Annotated in this window: 23 protein-coding genes, 1 riboswitch and 1 other annotated feature; of the genes, 2 read left to right on the forward strand and 21 right to left on the reverse strand. The window is 51.3% G+C overall.

Annotated elements, in window-relative coordinates; genetic code table 11:
* Window positions 1-490 precede the first annotated feature (490 nt).
* Entirely contained in the window at window positions 491-1,237 is a 747-nt protein-coding gene (locus tag QZQ29_RS04605; RefSeq protein WP_296960321.1) for a class I SAM-dependent methyltransferase, read from the forward strand.
* Window positions 1,238-1,373: 136 nt separating this feature from the next.
* On the opposite strand, the gene QZQ29_RS04610 is transcribed toward QZQ29_RS04605, so the two are convergent.
* Complete coding sequence (locus QZQ29_RS04610; protein ID WP_296960323.1) at window positions 1,374-1,769, reverse strand: hypothetical protein; 396 nt, start codon at window positions 1,767-1,769, stop codon at window positions 1,374-1,376.
* A 411-nt stretch (window positions 1,770-2,180) separates the two neighbouring features.
* Here QZQ29_RS04610 and QZQ29_RS04615 point away from each other — a divergent pair, with 411 nt between their 5' ends.
* Entirely contained in the window at window positions 2,181-2,852 is a 672-nt protein-coding gene (locus tag QZQ29_RS04615; protein WP_296960327.1) for a TetR/AcrR family transcriptional regulator, read from the forward strand.
* A 137-nt stretch (window positions 2,853-2,989) separates the two neighbouring features.
* On the opposite strand, the gene QZQ29_RS04620 is transcribed toward QZQ29_RS04615, so the two are convergent.
* From QZQ29_RS04620 to QZQ29_RS04715, 20 genes are all read right to left on the reverse strand, one after another.
* Window positions 2,990-3,649: a TetR/AcrR family transcriptional regulator gene (locus QZQ29_RS04620; protein ID WP_296960330.1), complete on the reverse strand. Its 660-nt coding sequence runs from the start codon at window positions 3,647-3,649 to the stop codon at window positions 2,990-2,992.
* 200 nt (window positions 3,650-3,849) lie between these two features.
* Window positions 3,850-4,104, reverse strand: a complete 255-nt coding sequence (locus tag QZQ29_RS04625; protein ID WP_296960332.1) for a hypothetical protein — start codon at window positions 4,102-4,104, stop codon at window positions 3,850-3,852.
* 64 nt (window positions 4,105-4,168) lie between these two features.
* On the reverse strand, window positions 4,169-5,026 hold the full coding sequence (gene speE, locus QZQ29_RS04630; RefSeq protein WP_296960335.1) for a polyamine aminopropyltransferase: 858 nt from the start codon (window positions 5,024-5,026) through the stop codon (window positions 4,169-4,171).
* Between the two features lie 4 nt (window positions 5,027-5,030).
* Window positions 5,031-5,720, reverse strand: coding sequence for a DivIVA domain-containing protein (locus QZQ29_RS04635; protein ID WP_296960337.1), 690 nt, complete (start codon window positions 5,718-5,720; stop codon window positions 5,031-5,033).
* 150 nt (window positions 5,721-5,870) lie between these two features.
* Entirely contained in the window at window positions 5,871-6,662 is a 792-nt protein-coding gene (locus QZQ29_RS04640; protein ID WP_296960339.1) for a YlmH/Sll1252 family protein, read from the reverse strand.
* Window positions 6,663-6,735: 73 nt separating this feature from the next.
* Complete coding sequence (proC, locus tag QZQ29_RS04645) at window positions 6,736-7,533, reverse strand: pyrroline-5-carboxylate reductase (RefSeq protein WP_296960342.1); 798 nt, start codon at window positions 7,531-7,533, stop codon at window positions 6,736-6,738.
* A gap of 2 nt (window positions 7,534-7,535) precedes the next feature.
* Window positions 7,536-7,958, reverse strand: coding sequence for a cell division protein SepF (locus QZQ29_RS04650; protein WP_296960345.1), 423 nt, complete (start codon window positions 7,956-7,958; stop codon window positions 7,536-7,538).
* Window positions 7,958-8,461 (reverse strand): cell division protein SepF, encoded by a 504-nt coding sequence (locus tag QZQ29_RS04655; protein ID WP_296960348.1) that lies wholly within the window; start codon window positions 8,459-8,461, stop codon window positions 7,958-7,960. Before QZQ29_RS04655 ends, QZQ29_RS04650 begins: the two co-directional genes overlap by 1 nt.
* Window positions 8,462-8,473: 12 nt before the next feature.
* Window positions 8,474-9,163, reverse strand: coding sequence for a YggS family pyridoxal phosphate-dependent enzyme (locus QZQ29_RS04660; protein WP_296960351.1), 690 nt, complete (start codon window positions 9,161-9,163; stop codon window positions 8,474-8,476).
* 255 nt (window positions 9,164-9,418) lie between these two features.
* Window positions 9,419-10,534, reverse strand: a complete 1,116-nt coding sequence (locus QZQ29_RS04665) for an RNA-guided endonuclease TnpB family protein (RefSeq protein ID WP_296960381.1) — start codon at window positions 10,532-10,534, stop codon at window positions 9,419-9,421.
* A gap of 616 nt (window positions 10,535-11,150) precedes the next feature.
* Window positions 11,151-12,146 carry an ABC transporter substrate-binding protein gene (locus tag QZQ29_RS04670; protein ID WP_296960354.1) on the reverse strand — a complete coding sequence of 332 codons (996 nt, stop codon included), beginning with the start codon at window positions 12,144-12,146 and terminating at the stop codon, window positions 11,151-11,153.
* 36 nt (window positions 12,147-12,182) lie between these two features.
* Entirely contained in the window at window positions 12,183-12,962 is a 780-nt protein-coding gene (locus QZQ29_RS04675) for a transporter substrate-binding domain-containing protein (RefSeq protein ID WP_296960357.1), read from the reverse strand.
* Between the two features lie 129 nt (window positions 12,963-13,091).
* Window positions 13,092-13,301, reverse strand: a binding site (T-box leader).
* Between the two features lie 146 nt (window positions 13,302-13,447).
* A complete protein-coding gene (locus tag QZQ29_RS04680) occupies window positions 13,448-14,803 on the reverse strand; it encodes a diguanylate cyclase (RefSeq protein WP_296960384.1) in 1,356 nt (451 codons plus the stop codon).
* 95 nt (window positions 14,804-14,898) lie between these two features.
* Window positions 14,899-14,974: riboswitch (cyclic di-GMP riboswitch) on the reverse strand.
* 784 nt (window positions 14,975-15,758) lie between these two features.
* Complete coding sequence (locus tag QZQ29_RS04685) at window positions 15,759-17,219, reverse strand: amino acid permease (protein ID WP_296960360.1); 1,461 nt, start codon at window positions 17,217-17,219, stop codon at window positions 15,759-15,761.
* 240 nt (window positions 17,220-17,459) lie between these two features.
* Complete coding sequence (locus QZQ29_RS04690) at window positions 17,460-18,242, reverse strand: TetR family transcriptional regulator (RefSeq protein WP_296960365.1); 783 nt, start codon at window positions 18,240-18,242, stop codon at window positions 17,460-17,462.
* Window positions 18,243-18,400: 158 nt separating this feature from the next.
* Entirely contained in the window at window positions 18,401-19,198 is a 798-nt protein-coding gene (truA, locus tag QZQ29_RS04695; RefSeq protein WP_296960368.1) for a tRNA pseudouridine(38-40) synthase TruA, read from the reverse strand.
* 41 nt (window positions 19,199-19,239) lie between these two features.
* Window positions 19,240-20,043: an energy-coupling factor transporter transmembrane protein EcfT gene (locus QZQ29_RS04700; RefSeq protein WP_296960372.1), complete on the reverse strand. Its 804-nt coding sequence runs from the start codon at window positions 20,041-20,043 to the stop codon at window positions 19,240-19,242.
* On the reverse strand, window positions 20,037-20,903 hold the full coding sequence (locus QZQ29_RS04705) for an energy-coupling factor transporter ATPase (protein ID WP_296960376.1): 867 nt from the start codon (window positions 20,901-20,903) through the stop codon (window positions 20,037-20,039). Before QZQ29_RS04705 ends, QZQ29_RS04700 begins: the two co-directional genes overlap by 7 nt.
* Window positions 20,879-21,763, reverse strand: a complete 885-nt coding sequence (locus QZQ29_RS04710) for an energy-coupling factor transporter ATPase (RefSeq protein WP_296960379.1) — start codon at window positions 21,761-21,763, stop codon at window positions 20,879-20,881. The genes QZQ29_RS04705 and QZQ29_RS04710 overlap by 25 nt, the downstream gene beginning before the upstream one ends.
* A gap of 190 nt (window positions 21,764-21,953) precedes the next feature.
* Window positions 21,954-22,753, reverse strand: an 800-nt coding sequence (locus QZQ29_RS04715) for a type IIL restriction-modification enzyme MmeI (protein ID WP_366663865.1), incomplete at its 5' end; no start/stop codon positions are given.

Below are 22,753 nucleotides of genomic sequence, written 5' to 3' on the forward strand. Positions count from 1 at the left end.
GAGTGGAGAAATCTCCCTCTCCCAATGGCACAAGCCGCATTGGGGCGGAGATCTCTCGACTCAGAGTCTCAATAGAGCCAAATACCTTTACTCTCATATCGACATGCAGCTCCGCTCGAGATGACAATACGGAGAACAGCTTACTGTTATTTTTTGCAATTTTCTGAGTCTACAACCGAAGTGGAAAAGGCGCCGTCAGGCGACGGAAGATAGGAGCGTCAGTTCTTGGAAGAAGGTTCAGGGGGTTCAGAAGAGTCAAAGGAGAGGTTCTTAAGATTGACCGGCCTTTGACCGGAGGGTATTGGTTTGACGGCGCCTGTGGCGCGAGGTTTATGGTGGCGCCCTCCTCCATTTACCATTTACCATTTACAATTTACAATTCTCCCTCCCAGTCCCAAGTCCCCACAAATCTCTCTCCGCCCACCTTACTCCCTCCAAGATTTTCAGCTATAATATAAGTAAGTAAAACTGGATAAAGGAGGCTGTCACTATGAAAGCATTACTGAAGAAACCGTTTCCTTTCCACACCGGTCCAAAGGCGGAGGGATACCTGCTCTCTGCCATGAACCTGTGGAATACGCCCCTCTCTCTCTGGGGGCTGTCGACGGTGTCCCTTCCGGAGGACGCGGAAATCCTGGATATCGGCTGCGGCGGCGGGAAGAATCTGCAGCGCCTTTTGGAGAAGGCACCGAAGGGCCATGTGTCGGGCATCGATTCTTCCTTCCGGGCAGTGGATTTTTCCTACCGTCTCAATGAAGAGGCCATTCGGGAGGGGCACATCTCCGTGTATGAGGGGGCGGCGGATGTGCTCCCCTTTAACGGAAACAAATTTGATTTCATCCTGGCGGAGGAAACCTTCTATTTCTGGAAAGATCCCGCTGCCTGCCTGAAGGAAGTGTTCCGGGTGCTGAAGCCCGGCGGGACCTTCCTCCTTCTCCAGTCCAAAGGCGGAAGTCCTCTGCACCAGGTGTACGAGAAACTCATTCCCGGCATGAAGGTATACAGCAGGAATGATTTGAAGGAGTTTCTGGAGGATGCCGGTTTCCGGGACGTGACCATCCGCTCCCGTCTGGGGGCCCTGGCGGTTTCTTCCGAAAAACCGGTGACACCGCTGGATGCGGCCAGGAAGAAATTGAAACTTTCCTCCATCCCCTACGGAAAGCTCACCGCCGCTGCCCTCTCTGCCGCCGCCCTGGGCCTTGCCGCCTACGGTGCGTCCCGGAAATACCGGTCCTGATGATTTCTCTTTTCTTTCATGCGTCTTATCTATGGTTAATGACAGGTACTGCTTATAGTACATTCTTGAATTTCCGAAGGGTCTCCGGATTCACAGGGGCAGCAATTTCTTTTTGAAATCAGCGCCAAGGGATATGTTAGAGCCCTGTTTCTTCTCCGGAGAAGAATTCCTCCTGCCCTCCATGGCAGAAATTGTCTCTTATCACGGCCCTGTCCCTCTTTTCCCTTCTATTTTCAGGTCTTAAAGTCTGTTTTGCAAAATATTTCATTATTTTTACAAATCGGTATTGACTTTTACACCATATGGGCATTATAATTAAATGCGTTCTAAACGGCCCTATGGGGACTTTTAGGACGGGAATGTTTCCCACATTCCAAGGTAATTCTCTCCCCGCCGGTCTGCCCCAAAGAGGACCGGTTCCCTCCTTCCTGAAATGTACCCTCATTTCTGGAACGATTCCGGTTCCTGCCGACGGGAAGAGAAGATGAAGGCGCAGGATCCCCCTAAGTCCTGCGCCTTTCCTATTGCCCAAAAACAGAGAAACACCAATTCCCCGGGAAGGCGCCTGCGGATGCCGCAATGCCCTTTGTTCTTCCACATGGGTATATACTGATTTATTTAGTGCATAACAAATGTATACTAATTCCGAACAACTTTTTCCAATTTAGTTGGCTAACTTTCTTTTAAATCATATGAAACCCTTATAAAAAGGAGATGAGCCGGAAATACATAAAAATTGTTTTTTCTTACAAAACCTGCATTCTCACTGCTGCTGCGGCATTTTCTTCTCTTTTCCTGCCATCTTCTCCATCTTTAAATCATTTTTTTGTTTGACAATTGGGTGGAATACCTTTTATAATAAATTAAGTCAGGGGCATTTTAGGTATGTATTATGCATGTGTATACGTATTTTGTTTAGGGGAAAAGTGAGGTATAAATTACTATGTCCGAAAAAAGGGCAGTCCACATGAAGGGCATCCGGAACCAGATTCTCAGAACTGCGGAGAAACTGTTTCTGACCCAGGGGTACAAAACAACAACAATCAGACAGATTGTGCAGGAGTCCGGAATTACATCCGGCAGTATTTACAACATTTTTGAAGATAAGGAGCACCTGTTTTCCGCTCTGGTGGACGAATTCCTGACTGATGCCAAAGCAAGGATTGACAAGGTCCTGGCAGACCAGCCGGCGGAGAACCGCATGGTAGGCCTTCTGGCCATGGAGCTCTACATCACGGAAAAGAACCCGGTGGTCCGGGAATTGATGTGTGCATTCCATACGTCTCCCTTCCTTATGGAAACGGTGATTAAGCGCCATTCCGCCCTGGCCGAAGAAGTCTGGGCAGGCAGGAGACATCCGCGGAATGCCCGTCTCTCCACCGCCATCCTTCTTTCCGAAGGTGCCGTTTCTTCCTATGTCATTTCCTTCGACTTCTCCCAGAAGCTGGATTTTGCAGAAATCCGCCGCAAGGTGATGTTCTGCATCCTTCGTAACATGGGACTGGAAACAAGGGAATCGAACCGTCTCATCCAGTACATGGAAGAAAACGAAAATCTCTGGCTTGATCTGGCCGGTCAGGTGCTGAACCATTCCAACGAAACTGCAGAAGCATAAAATGCCTTTACATAAAAACAGGGCGGCAGTGAATCCCACTGCCGCCCTGTTTTTATGTGCCTGATTTTCGATGACCAAAAGCCGGCGCATGTCCCCATGGAGAAGACCGAGCCGGCTTTTACCATCATTTTCAAAAATTATTTCAATACATCTTTGGATAAACGAATCCATACATTCCTTTGCTCTTCCAGCTGCTTCATAAGAGGGATGATATCCTTCTTCTTGCTGCCCAGCACCCGCAGGGTCAGGGAGAGAAGCATGGTCCTTGCATCCTCCTCATTGGGCTGGTGTCCGAAATAGAAGGAGTCGATGAAGGCTCCCATGGCTCCCTTCACCATGAGGTTCCGGATCATGAGCTGGTCACCCTTGAAGAGGCGGACGTAATCTTCGCCGAAGATTTCACTTTCCAGACGAAGGTGGCGCTGCACCACTTCTTCAAACATCACCGGAGATGTATAGGCCTCCTGATAAAGTTCCCTCACCCTTTCATCCCGGGCGATGGCTTCCATTTCCACCATGAGCACCGCCGCATAGCGGTACAGCGGGGATTCGCCGCTGCTTTCCTTCTGCACCATGTCGATGCAGTTCTGCATGAGATCATCCACCAGGGCGCTGAATATTTCTTCCTTACTGGAAAAGATATTGTAAATACTGCCGGAGGTAATGCCGGAGCGCTCCACAATCTGCCGGATGGTGGTCCGCTTGTAGCCCTGCTCAAGGAAAATTTCCTTGGCTGTCTCAAGAATCCTGTTTTTTGTCTGTCTCATTCTTTCTGCCATGACTGGTGACTGGTTCATTTGAAAGCTCCTTATGCACATAAAATGAAGGAACAACCTTCAGGCGAGGCATGAGAGAGGCAGCTGATGTGCGGAATCAGTGCTTTCCGAGCCAGGGCGAGTTCCTGAATCTGTTCATTTTAGAACGTTTTCCATCGTGCTTTCAGTATAATCCTTTTTCCGTATCCTGTCAATACTGTGATTAAATCAGACTTTATAGGTCATGGCAGAAAAGAAGCGCCCGCAGACGGCATGAGGAAGGATAAAACAGTACTCTGAAATTTCACCGATTGTTCACCCTGCAGAAATGCATTGCCGTAATGATGCTCCAAGAAAGCACCGATTCTTTCATAGAGTTTGCTTCCATAAGAATTTTTATACAATGCAGGGACTGGTCTGACCATAAAGGTATCGTCTTTATTGTATTTTCTATCAAAAAAAGCACCGATTTTTTTATAAAACCAGTGCTTTTCCAATGTTTTTCTCTGAAAGAAATGGAAAGATTTGAAAAGACTCGCTCCTGCTCCTCCGATTTCCTTTTCAGAAGGATTTCTGTCCTTTGTACAGAAGATCTTTGATGAAATTTGGCAGAACGAAGCAGCTCTTCTGGATGCGGCGGTTGTAGTATTTCATAGGTTCCGGTACGTTCTCCCGGGGCTCTGCGGTCAAAGGATCATAGACCTTGGAGGCCAGCATGAAGGAATGCATGCATGCCGGATAGATGGGCACATGGGAATAGTACATGCGCACGATAGGGAACACATCATTCATGGCTTCGAACACATCGTGCACCGTATGCTGCTGCACGATGGGGGATTCGGTCTGCTGCACGATGAGGCCATCCTTCCGAAGAGCCGCAAAGGCGCTCCGGTAGAAGTCCCTGGTGAAGAGGCCTTCTCCCGGCCCGATGGGGTCGGAGCAGTCGATGATGATGACGTCGTAGTAGTCCTTCACCTTTTTGGCAAAGGCAATGCCGTCTCCCACATGGATGTGGAGCTTTTCCGGAGGGTCCCTAAGAACCGTGGAAATGGTGGGGAAATACTCTTTGGAAAGTTCAATGACCCGTCCGTCAATGTCGCAGAGATCCACATGGGTGACGCAGTCGTGGCGGCATACTTCCCTGGCCACGCCGCCGTCGCCGCCGCCGATGATGAGCACCCTTTCCGGATGGGGATGCAGCATAAGGGGCACGTGGGAAATCATTTCATGGTAAGTCCATTCATCCTTCACGGATGTCTGGAATACACCGTCCAGGATGAGGAGCCTGCCGTATTCCAGGGTATCGGCGATTTGGATATGCTGGAATGGCGTCTGTTCCTCGTGCACCATATTTGTAATCTTCAAAGTGAGGCCCAGATTTTCATTGGCCCACTCGGTGACGTATTTCTTCTCTTCCATAGGATTATTCCTTATTTTCTTCAGAGGCGCCCTCTTCTGCAGCCGGTGCTTCTTCGCTGCCCCTGGCGGTGGCAGCGGCCTCATCAAAAAGGTTGCCGCCGGCCGGTGCTTCTGCTGCAGGAGCAGCTGTCTCCTCTGCCGGAGCTTCTTCGGCCGGAGCCGGTGCTTCCTCAGCAGCCGGCGCTTCCTCAGCTGCCGGTGCAGCAGGAGCCGGTTTAGCGGTGCCGTCTTCTACGGGCTGGGGAGCCTGGACTGCCTTGGCCGATTCGATGAGGGACAGGGCGGATTTGAAATTGGAAAGGAGCTTTTCAATGTACAGGTTCATGTCCCCTTCCGTTTTCAGAAGGTCCGCATTCATCTTGCGACGGGCCGCTTCAGCGTCAGCCACGATTTTGTGGGCTTCGTTCTGGGCTTCCCGAATGGAGAGCTCCGCTTCCTTGTGGGCATTCTTCTTCACGTTGTCTGCAGTTTCCTGGGCCATAACCAGGGTGTTGGACATGGTGGCTTCCATCTTTTCATAGTTACGGAGCTTCGTCCGGATGGTATCCATTTCCTCTTCCATTTCCCGGTGTTCCCGGTAAATCCGTTCATAATCCTTGGCCAGCTCTTCCAGGAATGTATTCACTTCGTCCTGTGCATAGCCGCGAATCTGGCGGGAAAATGTCTTATTGTGTATATCCATTGGTGTAATCATGTGTATGTCTCCTTTGGAATGTCTGAATATAACTATATGAGGGGGGCTTGTTACCGGTTTCCAGATTCTCGTTCACTCGAAGCCTTGAACTCATTTGAACTAAAGATACTTCATACACCAGAAACTAGAAACTAGCCGCCAGCCACTATCTCATTTATACCTGTATATCAGGAGGCCGGTCCGTCCTTTCCGGCTCATGCCTGTTTCTTCCTTGATTTCTATGCGTCCTCTCCCGCGAATGCTGATGATGTCGCCGGCCTTTACGGTTTGGGAGGCGCTTTTGGCGGGCTGCCAGTTCACTTCTGTCCGTTCATCCTCCACGGCCTGCACCATTTTGGAACGGGAAATGCCAAAGCCTGCGGCGCCTACGGCGTCAAGCCGGAGGGACGCCACGGTGGCCCTCACTTCCTTAGCCGTCTGTTTCGGCGGCTCTATTTCAGAGAGCGGAATTTCCTCCACCTTCACCGGCACCATGGCCACTTTTTTAAAGTTATCCATGAGCCAGTCCTTCATGGTGCTGTCCACTACCACCTGGCAGCCGGCGCCCTGCATGAGGATATCCCCCAGAACGGAGCGGTCAATGCCAAGGCCCATGAGGGAGCCCAGAACATCCCGATGGCCGATGAGGCGGTACCTTCCGTCCCAGGTGACGGAAAGCAGGCTCTCTCCGAAGTCCACCGGTCCCTCGTAGTCTTCCCGGGAAAAGGCAATGCGCACCCTTTCCGCTTCATGGTAGCCGCCGTCAGCCATGGATTTCACCGTCTTCATGTGGGCTGCAATGGTCTGGCCGATCTGCCGCGCAAAGGGAGCCATGAAAGGGCCTACTGCAAAGGGCCGTCCCCGATCCACCGAATCCGCCAGGTCCAGAAGCCGCATGGCCATGTCCTTCGATTCTTCTCCGGAGGCCGCAAAATAACGAAGTATCTTTTCTCTATCCTTCATTCCATCCTCTTCCTATGCATAAGGAAGCAGGAGAAACAGAAATTTTTCCCTTTCTCCTGCCTCTCTGTACTCTTTATTTACCTGCCATGGCGTCTGATTTCTCAAGGCAGGCCTTCACTCCGTCCATGAGGGCAGCGCGGATGCCGTCCCTTTCCATGGCATGGATGCCTGCAATGGTGGTGCCGCCGGGGCTTGTCACCTGGTCCCTGAGTTCTGCCGGATGCTTTCCTGTTTCCAGCACCATTTTCGCAGCGCCGTAGAGTGTCTGCGCCGCCGCTTCGATGGCCAGTTTCCGGGGAAGACCGATGAGCACCCCCGCATCGGCCAGGGCGTCAATGATCACAAAGGCATATCCCGGACCGGCGCCGGAAAGGGCGCCCAGCTCGTCAAGCTGCCGCTCCGTCACCACCGCTTCCTTTCCCAGGGCAGAGAAAATATCCTCCGCTTCTTTGATGAAATCGGGAGACGCCTTCTTTCCCGGTGCAATGGCTGCCATGCCTTCCCCTACGGAAGCAGGGGTATTGGGCATGACGCGGATGACCTCCGTCCCTTCCGGAAGGGCGCCTTCCAGGGAGGAGAGAGTCACCGCCGCTGCAATAGAAAGAACCCGGGATGGATGATACCGGGATATTTCCTGAAGCACTCCCGGCACCACATTGGGCTTTACCGCCAGAATCACCAGGTCCGCTTCCTTCGCTTCACTGCCGTCCATGGAAGGATGGACGCCATAGCGGGCAGCCTTTTCCCGGGATGCTTCTTCGGAATGCTCTTTCACATATATTTCATCTTTTGACCACAGCCCTTTGGCCAGGCAGCCGGAGAGGATGGCCCCTCCCATAGCGCCGCAGCCGAAAATCAGAATCTTCTTCATTTCTACGGTCCTTTCCAGGTCGGAATGCCTGAAACAAATGCCAGCCGGTCTTCATGAAGATCCACCGTAGACGGAACGCAGATGAGCACGTCATCATTGAGGAGCATCACATCTCCATGGGCCATGTAGACGGCGCCGCTCATGAAATCCACAAAGCGGCTGGCCACTTCATCATCCACATTATCATTCAGAACAACCATGACCGTCATGCCCCTTGCCAGGGCATCCACAGCATGGCGGGCATCACCGTAGGAGCCGGGAACGAGGATATCCACTTCCTGGGGACGGATGCTCCTGGCCGGCAGCGCGCCTGCCGCCGGAATATCTTCCCCCTCTTCCCGTTCCGATTCCTCATAGCTCTCTTCTTCGGGAGTTTCTTCAAACTGGTTTTTCAGCCAGCTCACTCCCTTGGAAAGAAAAGACATCAGCCCTCTGGAGCCTCAGGTCCCTGAGGTGTCTGGGCGTTCCACTGCGGTGCTGCCGGTGCCTGCTGCTGATCCTGATAGGCAGCGAAATTTTCACGGGATACGCTCATGTTATTCGGCGCGCAGAGATAAATGTTTTCGGAAATCTGGTCGATGCGGCCGTCCAGTGCATACATGATGCCCTGTACGAAATCCACAATCCGCTGTGCTTCATCGGCGTCGGTTTTTTCCATATTCATCACCACCGGGCGCATGGCCTTCAGATGATCGCCGATTTTTTCAGCATCGCCGTAGCTCTTGGGATTCACCACCACCATGGTATAGGGTTTGGCAGCCTGCCGCGGCTGGGCGGTGCGGCCGATACCTCTTACCGGGGAAACGGCGGACGGACGGGGCGGCACGGGAGCGGAAGGGCTTGCCGGCGCTTCCTCCTCCATTTCCTCTTCCCTTTCATCCTCATCCCTGTCTACAAACTGGTCCTTAAATTTATCAAGCAGACTCATTTTTTTCTCCTCTCAATGGTAGTGTCTTTCGCCAAAAATGGCTGTGCCTATGCGCACCATATTGGCTCCTTCTTCAATAGCAATTTCAAAATCATGGGTCATTCCCATGGACAGGATAGAAATCTGCCCTTCGGGAAATTCTTTTTTCATGTCATTCCACATGCTGTGGGCTTTGCGGAATACGGGACGGGTCTTTTCCACATCCTCATAGGCCGGCGCCATGCACATGAGCCCCTTCACCCGGATATGGGAAAGGGCTTTGGCTGTTTCCACAGCGTCCTTCATATCATCCGGCGAAAGGCCATACTTCGATTCTTCACCGGAAATATTGAATTCCAGGAGTACATCCTGCACCTTGCCGATTTCCCCGGCCCGCCGGTCGATTTCCTTCATGATATCAAGGGAATCGGCTGACTGGATGAGGTCCGCCATGGCCACTGCCTTTTTCACTTTATTCTTCTGTAAATGTCCCTGCAGATTCCAAACCACCGGAAGTTTCAAGGCCTTGAACTTCTCTTCCATTTCCTGGACCCGGTTTTCTCCCACCTGGGTCACTCCCAGATGAATGGCTTCTTCCATATCCTCCAGAGGATGGAACTTCGTCACCGCCACCAGGGTCACTTCCTGCCCATAGGGAGAACGCTTCCTGGCCGATTCTATCCGGTCCATTACATGGGCTAATCTTTCTTTGATTTCTGACATAGCCCCGCCTTCTTTGCTAGTGTTTTTCGCATATCCACCGTATGTAGGGAAAATGGATATACCTAGAGATTATTATATCACAGTTATTTGGGAGAAAAAACAGTAAAAATGGATTGTGAACGTATTCCCGCCTATAGAGGTGGGAGCTTCCTGCTTCAACGAGAACAGCACCACGGACTCCAAAGAGTTGCGGCGGCTTACACACTCTCCACAGGCGTAGATTTCCGTGCGCCCCACGGTATTTTATGGATTACGTCAGGCAAATATCCGCCTGGCTTCTTCTCGGATATTTATGGCGGCGTTCTTATCGCGGTCATGATGACTGCCACATTTAGGGCAATCCCATTCTCGTACAGATAAGTCCCTGGTTTTGTGGTTCTGATATCCGCAAACATGGCACAGCTGGCTGCTTGGATACCACTTGTCTATCTTGATAAGCTTTTTGCCTTGCCAAGCCAGCTTATATTCCAGCATGTTCGTGAACATATTCCAACCATTATCAGCTACGGATTTGCCAAAGCTGAACTTGCCACCCTTTTTCCGCTTGGCCATCGCTTTTACGCTAATATCCTCAATTCCAATGGCATCATAGCGGTCTGCAAGGTAGCGGGCCTTCTTATGCAGGAAATCCCGCCGTTGATTGGCCACTTTCTCATGGAGAATAGCTACACGCAGTCTTTGTTTTTCTCTGTTGTGACTTCCTTTCTGCTTTTGGGATAGCTTCCGCTGTGCCTTAGCCAATCTCTTCTCTGCCTTTCGCAGGAAATCGGGATACTCAGCATTCTCCTCATCGGAAGCCACATACAAACCGTGCATCGCAAAATCCAGCCCCAGGAAGGTCTTCGGTATGACAGGGAGTACTTGGTTTTCATACTCCACCAGCATACTGATATAGTACTTTCCTGATGGCGTCTTGCTGATGGTTACGGTTTTTATGATACTGTTCTCCGGCAAGGGACGATGCTGGCATAATTTCACCCAGCCAACTTTCGGCAGTTTCACCTTATGGTCCTTGATTCGGACGGAGCCTTTCTGGTTATTCGTGGAATACGAAGCACGACTATTCTTCTTGGACTTGAAGCGCGGCTTGCCGAAATGCCGTCTGTCATTCCAAAAGTGGCTGTAGGCCTTATTCAGGTTCATTTGGGCATTGGCAAGGGCTAAACTATCTACTTCCTTTAGCCAAGGGAATTCTTCCTTGTACTGCGCAGGCGTGTTATTCAGCTTTTGGCCTGTTTCCTTATAATAGTCAATGCGGTCACTCAGCATCTTGTTGTAGATGAATCGGACACACCCAAAGGTCTTGGCAAACATCATTTTCTGTGCCGTTGTCGGATAGATTCTGTATCGGTATGCCTTATTCACTATCATCACCTGCCTTGACTTTCCAAATCCGTTCACCCTTACTACTGATTATACTGCAAATCAACTTGTGAAGACATTGTTTTTCTGATGGCATCGAGCCCTCAGAAAAACCTGCAATTCATCTCACCGTCTAAAGAGGGGGGAGACTTCTTGCAGAATCAGGTTAAACAAGGTGAATCCATGGAGAAGTCAAAGAAGGGATATGGGATTTCCCCCCAATCACAACGATGCCCCCGCCCTGCTGTCATTTTGACCGCAGCGAAGGGGAGTGGAGAAATCTCACGCCCAAATGGTGCACGCCGCAATGGGTACAGAAAATTTCTCCCCCTCTTCACTATCTCCATGAACCGCCCGCATCATTCCGTTTCTATCTTCCGCTCGAAATGACAACGGTGCGAAACAGCATTTGTGCCATTTCGAAAGTCTCCGGGATAAATAAAGAAAACAGAAAAGCCGTGAAAAATGTTCAGTCATTTTTCACGGCTTATTTACATCATCGATTTCCTTCCCCCGCACCGGTGTTTACTGCTTTTGTCCCCACGGCCCGGTGTACAAAGATTCTTCGCTGGCCCCCGGAATGACAGTGCCCGGTGGGAGGGAAATTACGCAGGGCTCTTCTCCCTTATACCATCTGTGCTTTCTTTGCGATTTCATCGGGGATTTTGATGCCCAGAATTTCTGCGTCCTTCTTGTTGATGACGATGGTGTATTCCTTCTGGTGCTGGATGGCTGCGGTTTCCGGCTTAATCTTGCCGTCCAGGATGTCGGCGGCCATGTGTCCGGTCTGGACGCCCAGCTTGTAGTAGTCCACGGAGAGGGCGGCCAGGGCGCCGTCTTTGGCCATAATGTCAGCCCCTACGATGACCGGAATCTTATTGGCATCGGTGACCTTCATGAGGGTGGGGATGGAGGAGGCCAGGGTATTGTCGGTGGGTACATAGATGAAATCTACTTTGCCTGCCAGGGATTCGGCCACCTGCTGGATGTCGTTCACGCTGTTCACAGTCCGTTCTTCCACGGCCAGGTTGTTTCTCTTGCAGTAGTCCTTCATCATGTTGGCCTGGACTTCACTGTTCACTTCGCTGGAGGAGTAAATGAGGCCTACGGTCTTCGCATTGGGCACCAGGGCTCTTCCCAGGTCCATCTGGGCATCGATGGACGCCAGGTCGCTGACGCCGGTGACGTTGCCGCCGGGCTTTTCATCATTCTTCACCAGCTTGGCGGTGGTGTAGTCCGTAATGGCGGTGCCTACGATGGGGATGTCCTTGATTTCATTGGCCACTGCCTGGGCCGCCGGGGTGGCGATGGCACAGATGAGCTTCGGATTTTCCGATTTGAAACGGGACGCGATGGTCTTCAGGTTGGACTGGTCACCCTGGGCATTCTGCTGGTCAAAGGTGACTTTATCCTCACCGTATCCCCTTTCCTTCAAGCCGTCTACGAAGCCCTTATTGGCCTGGTCAAGGGAACCATGCTGCACAATCTGCACTACGCCGATAATGGGCTTTCCGGAAGCAGAGCCTGCGCCTCCCTGGGACTGACTATTGCCGCATCCGCCATAAACCAGTGCTGCTGCTGCCAAAACTGCTGCCATACTCATTTTCATCCATGTCTTCATTTGTATTTCCTCCCAAATTCCTATACTGCCTGATTTTTATTTAATGTATGTATCTTCCAGTGCATCCATGGTCCCATCGGTTTCCATTTCCGCCAGGAAGAAATTCACATAATTCAGGAAATCCTGGTCTCCCTTTGCCATGAGGGCGCCGAAGCGGCTCCTGGTAAAGGGCTTGTCCACCAGCGGCGCCGCCAGCTTTTCATTCATGCGCACATACCGGCGGGCTTCCATGGTTTCCGTAATCATGATATCCGCCTTTCCTTCTGCGATGAGGGAAGGGATTTCCGCATTCTTCTCATGAATGATTAAAGTGGCGTGGGGCAGGCGGGACTTTGCAAATTTCTCATTCGTTCCGCCGGGATTCACCATGACCTTCACCTCCGGCCGGTCCAGGTCTTTGAGGGATTTGTACTTTCCTTCCTCCCCCTTCCGGCAGAGAATGGTCTTGCCGAAGAGAAGGTAGCCGTCCGACATGGCCAGGGTCCTTTCCCTGTCGAAGGTCCTTGTAATGCCGCAGAGGGCCAGGTCAAACTTTCCTGCCGCCGCATCGGCGGAGAGTGTCTTCCAAGTGGTAGGCACGTATTCCACCTTCACATGAAGGGAATCCGCCAGCTTTTCTGCCAGTTCTGTATCAAAGCCCTCATACTTTCCATCAGCGTCCTTATAGGACATGGGCCGATAATCGCCAGTGGTGCCTACTTTCAAGGTGCCCCGGGCTGCAATATCCTCCAGGTGCGCCGCCCAAACACTTCCGGCGCCTCCCAGAAGGAGCGCTGCCGCCAGGAGCGCTGCACCTGCTATTTTCTTCCTGTTCATCTTCCATCCTCCCATACTTTCTTTATTTTTTATGAAAATAAAAGTCCCCTGCCTATTGCTAAGCAAGGGACGACGGGACACATCGCGGTACCACCCTGTTTACCTGAATAAAACACAAAAGGGTGGTACCCAAGGGACGGATTATCCGTGGTACCACCCAAATTATCTTCATCAGATCAACTCTACGCCCTGTAACGGAGGCACACGTCGCAGCCTACTCCTATTTCAGCCGCGCAGTTCAGGAAAGAACTTCCCCATTCCTCCGCCGCCGGTTCCCACCCTATGCCGGCTCTCTGCAGGACTTCTGAAATGAGTACTTTTTTCCATCAGCACTTTGTAATATGAGTCCATTGTAGCCAATGAACCCGTCCTTGTCAAGGGGAAATGAATGGGCTGGTGGGATAGTTGGTCAGGGAAGCATACCACCACCCATCATTATGAGCACAGCAAAGAATCCCAATACCTGCCGTTAAGGAAGCGCCTTTTCAGACCCGTTTTTCCGCCATACGAAGATAATGTTTTTTCTTATCTTCATACATTTTCCTGTCGGCCCGGCTCATGGCGGCGGAAATTTCTTTTCCCGCAGGTGCCCATTCGGCACCAAAGGCCACGGAAATGTTCTGTCTTTCCTTCATGATGTTCCGGAATTCCTGGAACTTCCTGTAAAAGGAACATTCGCATATATTCGGTGCCAGGGCCACGAATTCATCGCCGCCGGCGCGATACACCGCATCGTCGCCCCAGAATTCCTTCATGGCTTTTGCCGTCTGCCGAAGAAGCCTGTCTCCTGCCACATGGCCCAGTTCATCGTTAGCCTTTTTGAGACCGTTCACGTCGCCAAAAACGATGCCCGCCGGAAGAGGCTGCTTCTCCATTTTATCCAGCTCTTCCATGAGACTGTTCCTGTTCCTCACACCGGTGAGCATATCCCGGAGGCTCATGTAGTCCAGCTTTTCTAAAAGCCGCTGGTTTACCATGCGGGCCCCCAGAAAATAGGAAACGGTTTCCAGAATCTTCTGGGTATTCACGGCATCGCTGATTTCATAATTATCGGCACCGATGTAGCCGATGAGCTTTCCGCCGTCGTAAATGGGAGTGTCCAGAATGCTGCGGATCCCCTGCCTTTTCAGGTTCTCATAGTCCACGGGGTCATCTTCCTTTAAAACCTCAATATCCTCCAGCACCACACTAGTATTGTTAATCAGGAATTTTTCCCAGCCGCCAATGTATTCGTCATAGGGCAGATTCTGAAGCGTATGGATTTCCGGCTTTACCCCTTCCCGGCACCATTCAAAGGTATTGCTCACCGTCTTTCCGTCGGTCTCCAGCACGTAGAGGCGGTCGGGATGGATGATGCTTCCCAGTTCGGAAAGCATGTGGTTCACCGCCTTTTCATAGCTTTCCCCGCCGTCCATGATTTTCGCAAGCCGGATGATGATATCATCGGTGTTGCTGGACTGAAGCAGGTTCATCCTTTCCATATGGTCCATATCCACGTTGAGGAAAATGAAGGCCGCCAGTCCCTCTCCTGCCGGTTCCACTTCAAATTCCAGCCACTGTCCCACTTCCCGGCTGTACATGCGGTCCCGTATCCGTTTTCCGTTAACGGCGGCCTCATAGCAGTAATCAAACCATTTTTCATCGGCATTGTCATACACGGACCGGAAAGTATGGCCGATGAGCTCCTCCTTCGTCCTTCCCACCATTTCGCAATAGGCCTTATTGGAGTATACGTATAAGGTATCCACAGGCCTGCCGTCCTTGTCTAAAATGATCTTATAAACTGCATAGGCCACCGGTACATTCATGTCCAAATCGGGCTTAAAGGTAAATTCTTCCATCAAAAAGCTTCCATTCTTACTTAAAACCTCTATTTTCGCGGCAAAAAGGCAAAATAAAGGCGCAGCAGTGCTGCGCTCTTATCTGGATTCGTTAACGGTGCAGCTGGCTGCCATGTGAAAGGCCCTTTAGTTTTGCGTCGCAGGCTTTCGCCTGTTTTGCCTCCTATGAAATTGACTACTGTTCTATTATAGCAGAACAGGATTATACTTTCCAATATAAATCGATTTTTTCGATAACTAATTTATGCATAAGTTTAATGCCTGCCGGAAATAGCCATTGATAATTGGCAGAATTGTCCATCCTATGAACTCTGCCGGATAATCAGCCTCCTCACTGTCATTTCGAGCGGAGAGCCGCGCCGGAATGATGAAATAGTTTCACGACCATAGGGAAGAGGAGTCTGGAAATCTCACTCCCCGGTAATGCACACCCCTTTGTGGCAGGAGATTTCTCGACTCAGAGCCACAACAGAATCCCAAAACATCTATCCCCATATCCACGTGCAGCTCCGCTCGAAATGACAGAGCGGCAGGCAGCTTTCCATCATTTCAACCCCCACGGATATAGGAATACGTCAAAAAATGGTTTGCGCCCCTTTGCGGCAGGAGATTTCTCGACTCAGAGCCACAACAGAACCCAAAACATCTATCCCCATATCCACGTGCAGCTCCGCTCGAAATGACAGAGCGGCAGAAAGCTTACCATCATTTCAACCCCCACGGATATAGGAATACGTCAAAAAATGGTTTGCGCCCCTTTGCGGCAGGAAATTTCTCGACTCAGAGCCACAACAGAGCCAAAAAATCTATCCCCATATCCACGTGCAGCTCCGCTCGAAATGACAGAGCGGCAGGCAGCTTACCATCATTTCAAGCCCCACGGATATAGGAATGCATCAAAAAAGAGACTGCGAAGAAATGATTGCCATTTTTCACAGTCCCTTTTCATATGTTCTTATTTCATTCTGGCTTCCACAGAAGGCGTGGGCGCCAGGTTTTCGGAAACTTCCGGTTCTTCCTTGAAACCGCCGGATTTCCTTTCGTGTTTTTCCTTGTTCTTTTCAATGAAATGGTAGCCGATGAGAAGGATGGCAAACCATACGGGAGTAACATAGAGGGCTACCCGGGTATCGTCGCGGAAAGCAGAGGCAATGACCACGCCCAGAAGGAAGAGCATGGTGAGGTAGCCGGACCAAGGAGCAAAGGGCATTTTGTAGGTGAGAAGCTTCTTTTCTTCAGGAGACAGGGATGCGCGGAATTTCTGCTGGGTCCTAAGGATGACGAACCAGGTGAAGAGGGCGCCGAAGGAGCCTACGCTGGTGACATACACAAAGACCTGTGCCGGCATGATGTAGTTCATGAGCACCGAAGCAAGCAGCACCGCTGCGGAGAAGAGAATGCCGATCCAGGGCAGGCGGTGGCGGTTCAGCCGCTGGAAGCAGGATGGTGCATTTCCCTGGAGGGACAGGTTGTAGAGCATACGGCCGGAGCTGAAGATACCGCTGTTGCAGGAGGACAGCACCGCCGTAATGACGACAATATTGATAATGTCTGCGGCGCCGGCAATGCCCAGTTTTTCAAAGGTGATAACGAAGGGACTGCCCAGGTGGCCGATTTCATCCCAGGGATAGATGGCCATGATGACGCCGAGGGAAAGTACATAGAAAATCAGGATACGCCAGAACACTTCATCAATGGCTTTCTTGATGGTGGATTTCGGGTCATGGGCTTCACCGGCGGTGACGCCGATGATTTCAATGCCCAGGTAGGAATACATGACCATGACAAGAGCCATGAGGGTGCCGCCGATGCCGTTGGGGAAGAATCCGCCGTGGGTCCAGAGGTTCGTAATCCCCACCGGTTCCCAGCCGTTACCGATACCGAAGAGAATCATTCCTGCACCGCCGATAATCATGAAGATGATGGTGCAGATTTTGATTAATGCAAACCAGAATTCAAACTCACCGTAAGCAGAAACGGCGATGAAATTGACCACCGTCATCAGGATGAGGGCACAGAGCGCCGACACCCACTGGGGCAGGTCGGGGTACCAGAAATTCATGTAAATCCCCACTGCCGTGAGCTCCGCCATACAGGTAACCATCCACATATACCAATAGGTCCAGCCGGTGAGATAGCCCCACTTCGGTCCCAGAAAACGGGCGGCGTGGGCGCTGAAGGCGCCGGATACGGGGTAGGCCACGGACAATTCGCCAAGGGCCCGCATGATGAAATAAATCGCAACGCCGCCGATGATGTAGGTCAAAAGCACCGAAGGCCCTGCCAGTTCGATAGCTGTAGCGGATCCGAGGAACAGTCCTACGCCGATGGCTCCGCCAAGGCCGATCAGCTGGATGTGCCGGTTCTTCAGTCCTCTTTCGAGGTTCTCATGCATTTCCTGATTATTTTCTGCCATATGAAACTCCCAAATCTGACAAAAACACCGGGCCTCGCCCTTTCATGGGGAAGGTCCGGTGAAAAGAACTACTGCGTTTATTTTATACGCAGATTCCCTATACATCAAGACAGAAATTTGCATTTTCCATACTTTTTCGTACATACGGCTCGTTTTTAATTATCTGCGGTATATAAGATTTGTGCATTCATGATATAAATCATATACTGCAGTCCATACATAAACGAAATTTATGAAAGATCAGGACTTTTCCTTAATCCCGTTCATCAGCACATCGAAGGCCTGGTCCATGTAGGAAGCTTCGGAAATATCCTCCTTCACGGCGAACCGTTTCTTGATTTCATTCATGAGGTAATAGTAGGCCACCATGCCTGCCCAGGAAATGCAGACCTCCGTGGGCTTCAGGTTGCTGCGGAAAGTGCCCTCCTCCATGCCCTCCGTCAGGGCCGCCCGGAGAACCACCAGCACCATGGCAAACCTTTCTTTTCCGATGGACGCAAACACATCGGTGGGATGAATCATTTCCCAGGAAAAAATACGGAGGATATAGGGGTGCTCCTTCATGAGGCGGAAGAAAAAGCGGGAATACATCTCCATGATTTCCATGGGCTTCTTCGTCCCGTCCGCCGCCATTTCCACGAAATCCACCAGAAGGGCGCTCCCCCGTTCCAGAATGGCGGCATAAAGCTCCTTTTTCCCACCGAAGTAGTAGGAAATGGCGGCGCTGTTCACCCCCGCCTCCTTCCCGATATCCCGGATGGACACGTCGGAATAGCCCTTCAGCGCAAAAAGGCGGATTGCCGCATTCTCAATCTGCTCCTTCTTGTCCGGTGCCTTCTCCTTTTCCTCCTCCGGGAAAAGGATATGGTATAAATCTTCCTTCGTGCCGAAATAATAGGAAATGGACGATACGCTCACTCCCGCCTGGCGGCTGATGTCCCGAAGGGACGTATCGTGGTATCCCTTCTCTTTGAAAAGACGGCGCGCCGCCTTCTCTATCTGCTCCTTCTTCACTGCTCCCATTGTTCATGCCCCCTGAAATCCAACCATACCTATCGGTTCTTTCCTCTATTATATATGATTCTCCTGCCGATTGGAACAGTGGACTGGAATGATTGAACCGTTCAGCAGCCGGTGTTCAATACAGGGTGCCCAGGGATTAGCGGATTTTCCCCTCCCCTTCAAACGCACCAGGGATAAAGCGGCATTTGAAGGGTCTCATCGATATCTTCTTTCGTAATGGGATTGAAATACACCCGAAGGAGGCAGAGCCCCTCTGCCGGGGCTGTGATGCCCAGTTTCCTTCTGTCCCGGGCTTCCAGAATATTTTCAATGTCCTCTGCCGAAAGATTCCCGCTTCCTGCATCCACCAGGGCACCGGCAATATTCCGCACCATGTGGTAGAGGAACCCCTCTCCTGTCACGTAGATGCGGTAGAGGGAGCCCGTCTTTTGGATACGGATTTCATTGATTTTCCTCACCGGGTCAGAGGGGACGGAATTATTTCCGCGGAAGGAGGTAAAGTCATGGCGCCCCTCCAGTGCGCGGGCCGCCTTTTTCATGAGAGCCAGGTCCAGCTTCTTTCCGGTGCGCCAGATGTATCGTTTGAGGAAAGGGGACGTTTCCCTTTCCTCTGTCAAAAGATAGCCATAGGTTTTTCCATAGTTTCTGCGCCTCACGGAAAAATCCATATCCACTTCCCGGCTGGCAGTGATGCGGATGTCATAGGGGAGGCAGGCATTCATGGCATAAAGGAAACGGTCCCCGGGAATGGTGGATTCCGTGTAGAAGGTGCATTCCTGTCCATAAGCATGGACTCCGGCGTCAGTGCGGGCTACGAAGTAAAGGGTGGTTTTCACACCGGTCAGTTTCCGGAGACAGTTCTCCACCATTTCCTGCACGGTCATGCGGTTCTCCTGCCGCTGGAATCCGCCGTAGCCGCTTCCTTCGTAGGAAAGGGTAATCCAGATATTTTTCATAGCTTTTAAAAGCCGGGGCAGAGGCCCCGGCTTCCTTTCTTTTATTTGAAATACATATACAGACCAAAGAGGGCTGCCGTAATCAGCACCACCGCCAGGAAAGCATTCCTGTCTCTCCAGGTATAGGCCAGCTGGTGCATTTTGGTGCGTCCCTCGCCGCCCCGGTAGCATCTGGCTTCCATGGCGGTAGCCAGGTCATCGGCCCGCCGGAAGGCGGAAATGAAGAGGGGCACCAGGAGGGGCACCATGTTCTTTGCCCGCTGCCAGAGATTGCCGTTTACAAAATCGGCGCCTCTGGAGGACTGGGCCTTCATGATACGGTCCGTTTCTTCCAGAAGGGTGGGAATGAAACGGAGTGCAATGGTCATCATCATGGCCAGCTCATGGGCCGGTACGCCGAACCGCTTGAAGGGCATAAGCAGCGCTTCAATGCCGTCGGTGAGCACAATGGGGCTGGTGGTATAGGTAAGAAGTGAGGAAAAGGCGATGAGGAACACCAGACGAAGGGTCATGATGAGGCCGTTCACAATGCCTTCCTCACTGATATGGATGAATTTCCAGGTGAAAAGTTCATTCCCCGGCGTTGTGAGCACATGGATGCCCATGGTGAACACCAGGATAATCCACAGGGGCTTGATGGCCTTCCAGATAAGGGAAACCGGCACGCCGGACATGGCAATGGCAAGGAACGTAAAACCTGCCACCAGGATATAGGACCAGAGATTATTGGCCAGGAAAATGGCCACAATGAAAATCATGGTGCAGAGAATCTTCGCCCTGGGGTCCATGCGGTGCAGGAAGGAATCTCCCGGATAATACTGGCCAAGGGTAATATCTGTCAGCATGATGCGCCACCTCCCAGCATTCTGCTCATTCTATCCACCGCTTCTTCCACGGTCTTCGCATCCTCCGGTACCGGAATGCCCTTTTCCTTCAGATGCAGCAGGGTCTGTGTCAGAGGCGGTGCATCGACGCCGCATTCCTGCAGTTCCCTGCGGTGATGAAGGAAAATATCCATAGGCTTTCCGTCCATCACCAGATGGCCCTTATGCATCACCAGGAGGCGGGTGGCCAGCCGGGCAATGTCGTCCATGTTGTGGGACACCAGGATAACAGAGAAAACACCTTTTTTATACCAGCTCTGGATGCGGGAGAAAATTTCCCGCCGTCCGATGGGGTCAAGGCCTGCAGACGGTTCATCAAGGATAAGGAAATCGGGATGCATGGCAATGACCCCTGCAATGGCCACGCGCCGCTGCTGGCCGCCGGAAAGACGGAAAGGCGAACGGCCGCCGAAGGTGTCATAGTCAAGACCCGCAAATTTCATGGCGCTCTTCACCCTTTTTTCCGTTTCCTCCTCATTGCAGCCCAGATTCTTCGGACCGAAGGCAATATCCTTGGCCACGGTCTCTTCAAAAAGCTGGTGCTCCGGGTACTGGAAAACCATGCCCACAGAATGGCGCTTCGCCACCGCTTCCTTCGTCTTAGCCGCCAAATCCACGCCGTCGATGGTTACCTTTCCGGAGGTGGGATGGATGAGGCCGTTCAGGTGCTGGATGAGCGTCGATTTGCCACTGCCCGTATGGCCGATGATTCCGATAAATTCTCCCGGTTCGATGGTGAGATTGATATCCTCCAGCGCCACCTTTTCAAAGGGAGAACCCTTGCTGTACACACAGCTTACATTTTCGACACATATGGACATAATGCTTCTCCCAGCTCCTCATCTGTCAAACAATCCTCCGGCACCTTGAAGCCCTTCTTCCGAAGGCCATGGGCCAGGTCCGCCGCCACCGGCACATCCAGTCCCAGGGCCGTCAGCTTCTCCGCCTGGGAGAAAACCTCCCGGGCCGTGCCTTCCATCTTCAGATGGCCCTTGTCAATCACCATCACATGGTCCGCGGTCACCGCCTCTTCCATGAAATGGGTAATGAGCACGATGGTAATGCCTTCCTTTTCATTCAGCTCATGCACCGTGTCCATGACCTCCCTGCGGCCGTGGGGGTCAAGCATGGCCGTCGGTTCATCCAGCACGATGCAGTCCGGATGCATAGCCAGAATGCCTGCAATGGCGACGCGCTGCTTCTGCCCGCCGGAAAGCATGGCAGGAGAATGGGTGCGATAAGCCGTCATGCCCACCTTTTCCAGGGCCGTGTCCACCCGCTTCCTGATTTCATCCGGCGGAATCCCCAGGTTTTCAGGACCGAAGGCCACATCCTCCTCCACAATGGCAGCCACCAGCTGGTTGTCCGGATTCTGGAACACCATGCCCACCTTCTGGCGGATATCCCAGATATGGGAAAAATCGGAAGTCTTCATGCCCTCCACATAGATTTCCCCGTCCGTAGGAATGAGCAGGGCATTCAGATGCCTGGCCAGCGTAGACTTTCCGCTGCCGTTGGTACCGATGATGGCCGTAAAGGACCCCTTCCTGATGGAAGCGGTCACATCGGACAGGGCATCAAACTTCTTCCCCTCCTCCGTCTCAAAGGTATGGCTTAAATGACGGATATCAAAAAGAATGTCTCCACCCTTTTTCCCATCCTTCATACTTTCTTTCTCCATGTTTCCTCTTTTTATGATAAGAAATATAAAAATACAATGATACTTTATGATAACAGACAATTCCTTTCTCCGTCAATGAAAAAAGGACTGCCTTTTATATAATAATCAGCGGCCGTCCTTTTGTCAATTTGCGGGTTTATTATCTGTTTACAATCATACCGGTACGGGAAATTCTTAATAGTTCTTGCTTCTAGTTTCTTGGTTCCGGTGCCGGTGCTTTACTTTTCCCCTCTTCTGCTTCTGTCAGTTTCTGGTACATTTTCATCAGCTCCGCCACGCACTCCGGCTCCGTCATAGTATGCCAGTTAAAACCATAGGTCTCCATAACAGCCTTGTCGTTTTCCTGATGGGCCCTGCGAAGTTCCAGCGGCATGGCCAACGGGTCATAAAGGTCTGCCAGAGACGCGTCCGGATATAACTTACGGGCGTCCAGAATACCCTGGGCGGACTTTTCAATTCGGGCCTTTTGCGCAGGAGTAGGATTTGGCCAAGGGAAATTATTGTAAACAATTTTAATTGAATAATCATAGTCACTCTTTAATCTTCCACAGACTACCCTCGTCCAAGCCATGTGCACATTTGATTCTAAAATGCCAAAATGATATAAATCAGCTCCAGCCATAATGCGTAATTTATTACTGCATAAAGATGAATCATCCAAATAACCCATGGGAATATATCTACGGTTCTGAGAAGACACCTCAGGAATAACTATATAATGCCCTTTGGGCATATTTTCAACATGAAACCTTGTAGGTTTTTCTGCCAGTCTTCTAGTTCCTGGGCTTTTACTTGCAAGTCTTAATTTTCGCACGTTCTCCACTCTTTTTAGACATAGTGGTAAATGCCTTAATATATTAGGAGGACAATCCCCAAGCCATAAGCAGAATCGTGGTTTTCTATTAATAAACTCCTTTGCTCCATACCATGGTTTGAACCAAGGTAATGCCTTTGGCTCTTTTTTTATAAAGTCATGCAGTTCCTCTTTTG

The sequence above is a fragment of the uncultured Dialister sp. genome, assembly GCF_900538805.1.
Classification (GTDB): domain Bacteria; phylum Bacillota; class Negativicutes; order Veillonellales; family Dialisteraceae; genus Dialister.